Genomic DNA, 392 nt, shown 5'->3' on the forward strand with positions numbered 1-392 from the left:
TCGTCGACGAGGTGGGTGGCGATGACGAACGCGGCCGCGGCGGTGCGCTTGCCGACCCGGGTCTGCAGCATCCACAGCTTGCCGCGCTCGATCGTGAACTCGATGTCGCACAGGTCGCGGTAGTGCTCCTCGAGCCTGGTCATGATGGCCATCAGCTCGTCGTACGACTTCTTGTCGCGCTGTTCGAGGTCCTGCAGCGGCATCGTGTTGCGGATGCCGGCCACGACGTCCTCACCCTGGGCGTTGGCGAGGTAGTCGCCGTACACGCCCTGCTCGCCCGTCGCCGGGTCGCGGGTGAACGCCACACCGGTACCCGAGTCCGGTCCCAGGTTGCCGAACACCATCGCCACGACGTTGACCGCCGTGCCGAGATCGGCGGGGATGCGCTCCTG

1 protein-coding gene is annotated in these 392 nt (G+C 67.9%); it reads right to left on the reverse strand.

Annotated features, from left to right (window positions below):
• A partial coding sequence (locus IEZ31_RS57425) for a PEP/pyruvate-binding domain-containing protein (protein WP_308429507.1) occupies positions 1 to 392 on the reverse strand: 392 nt, incomplete at both ends.

Source organism: Dactylosporangium sucinum, from assembly GCF_014647515.1.
In the GTDB taxonomy this organism is placed as follows: Bacteria; Actinomycetota; Actinomycetes; order Mycobacteriales; family Micromonosporaceae; genus Dactylosporangium; species Dactylosporangium sucinum.